The organism is Haloferax sp. Atlit-10N (genome assembly GCF_003586325.1).
GTDB lineage: Archaea > Halobacteriota > Halobacteria > Halobacteriales > Haloferacaceae > Haloferax > Haloferax prahovense.
In genome coordinates, this window is the sequence record NZ_PSYX01000070.1 from 1 (window position 1) to 718 (window position 718).

General features: G+C 61.8%; 1 protein-coding gene and 1 pseudogene. Both read left to right on the forward strand.

All coding sequences use genetic code 11. The annotated features are described in order from the left end of the window. Positions 1–104 precede the first annotated feature (104 nt). Positions 105–281, forward strand: a complete 177-nt coding sequence (locus tag C5B91_RS22560; protein WP_199505999.1) for a hypothetical protein — start codon at positions 105–107, stop codon at positions 279–281. Beyond that, positions 278–718, forward strand: a pseudogene (locus C5B91_RS21215) (IS200/IS605 family transposon protein TnpB); the annotation flags it as partial. The gene C5B91_RS22560 and the pseudogene C5B91_RS21215, both read left to right, overlap by 4 nt.

The following is a 718-nucleotide window of genomic DNA, read 5'->3' on the forward strand; positions in this document are numbered from 1 at the left end:
AAAGGGTGCAGGCGCGTTCGGTCGTGCCTGCACAGCACAGGTGATTCGAGATGTGTTACCGCCGCCAGCGACAGGTGCACCGTCTGATAGAGGCGCGATGATCGATGTCAGTCGAACTGAACGAGATTGAGGCAGCCGAAGTCGAACTGGAGGAGTGGTTAGTCGAACAGGCCGAGAACGGTGTTCCGGAAATCGTCCTGATCGGGCTCCTCCGAGACTACGCGGACGACATCGAACACCTCGGCTACGTGCCGCGGATGTGGGGCAAGGCCGAACGATGAGGCGGACCAACATCTTCGAGGTCGTTCCGCAATCGGAACAGGCCGACACCGTCCTTCGACGTCTCCTCGATGCGTCAGCAAGCCTCTGTAACCAGCTGACGTATGCTCGCCGGCAACAGTTCTTCGCCGGCGAGAGCGTCTGGGACTGTGACGGCTACTACGACGAGTACGTCGACGTGTTGGGGTCGGCGACGACACAACAGATCACCCGCGTCAACGACGCCGCCTGGCGATCGTTCTTCGAGATGGTCGAGGAGGCCGACCAGGAGGTCAGTCCGCCCGGTTACTGGGGGAACCAAGCCGACGGTCGGGACCTGCGGACTTACATCCGCAACGACGCCTACACGATCAACTGGGGCGAGCGCTCCCGGCTTGAGGTCCCCATCGGCAGCCAGCTCAAAGACGAGTACGGCTTCGGACAGTTCGAACGGCTCCGG

Excerpts from the sequence above, each read along its gene's own strand:
- C5B91_RS22560 (WP_199505999.1), top strand. The coding sequence starts at position 105 with ATGTCAGTCGAACTGAACGAGATTGAGGCAGCCGAAGTCGAACTGGAG.